At 30.2% G+C, this 1,147-nt stretch carries 2 protein-coding genes; both read left to right on the plus strand.

Features of this window, described 5'->3' with window-relative positions:
• On the plus strand, window positions 1–755 hold a 755-nt coding region (locus AB1349_14545), incomplete at its 5' end, for a DUF4352 domain-containing protein (protein MEW6558545.1).
• Between the two features lie 71 nt (window positions 756–826).
• Window positions 827–955: a hypothetical protein gene (locus tag AB1349_14550; protein ID MEW6558546.1), complete on the plus strand. Its 129-nt coding sequence runs from the start codon at window positions 827–829 to the stop codon at window positions 953–955.
• Window positions 956–1,147: the final 192 nt, after the last annotated feature.

The raw sequence follows: 1,147 nt of genomic DNA on the forward strand, positions 1-1,147 counted from the left end.
ATTTTGAAAGTGAAGGGATTACTGAAAAAGATGGTAAAGAATGTCCCCCAGAGTTTGCAGGATTCCGTGGAAATCTTGAGGCACTGCTTAAATATAGTGAGGCAATAAGTAGTTATCCAGAATGCACAGCATTTTATATAGGTTATGGTGCAACTACAAGATTTTTGCTTGGCAGATATCCTAAAGAGTTAGAAAATAAATTAAGAGAAGACGGTATATTTGAAAAAACGAATGAGAGGTATAAAAATATACTAAATCGGATTGGAAAATATTCTGATGCAAAAGAACAATATGAAAAACGAACTGCTAAAGAAAAGGCTTATACATCACAGAATCTTGTTAATGTTGATGGTCTTGAATATAGCATTGTCAATTTTGAAAAATGGTTTCCTGATTTTGCTGAGGAAAATCGGCAAGTGCCACTAACAATCGGAGAAGAACCCCTGAAAGTTAAAATTTATGCTGATGGATTATTCTTGTTTGTTAGGCTGAAGGTGAAGAATTTAACACAGAAAAAAATAACACTTGAATCATCTCAATTTGAGATTTTTGATTCAGAGAAACGGCGATATTCAGTTCATCAGAAAGCGTATTTTTATCTTGAAAATAAAGGAAGAGGGCTTCTCAAAAAAGTTTTTGCTAAGTCATTATGTGAAGGAAGTCTTGTCTTTGATATAGCAGTAAATGCTGAAGGACTTAAACTGAAAATAAAAAGTAAAACTTCGGGTAAAAGTAGCATATTAAATCTTGAATAAGAATCGTAATAATATCTAAATCATTGTAGATAATTGTAATAAACATTGTGTAATAACAAAGACGGTGTTATATGTGTAAAGATTATGTGACTAAAAATAAGAAAGAAGAAGAAATTCCAGAGTGGGAAAGAAATGTTGTGGGTATATTTGTGTTACCTTGCAAGGAAAATATGAATTTGAAGCAAATGATAGATATTTGAAGAAAGTAAAATATAAAGCAGAGAACATACAAAAAATATAACGTCCAAAATAGAATAGACTACGTTATTCCTTACCATAGAACATTTTTCTTTTTACACAGGTGCTACCTAATTTTTTGAAAATAATTCCAGAAATAATTATCAATAAAACATTCAGAATAATTATTTTGACTATTTTTGACAATTCTTTAT

It is taken from the genome of Elusimicrobiota bacterium, assembly GCA_040757695.1.
Classification (GTDB): Bacteria; Elusimicrobiota; UBA8919; order UBA8919; family UBA8919; genus JBFLWK01.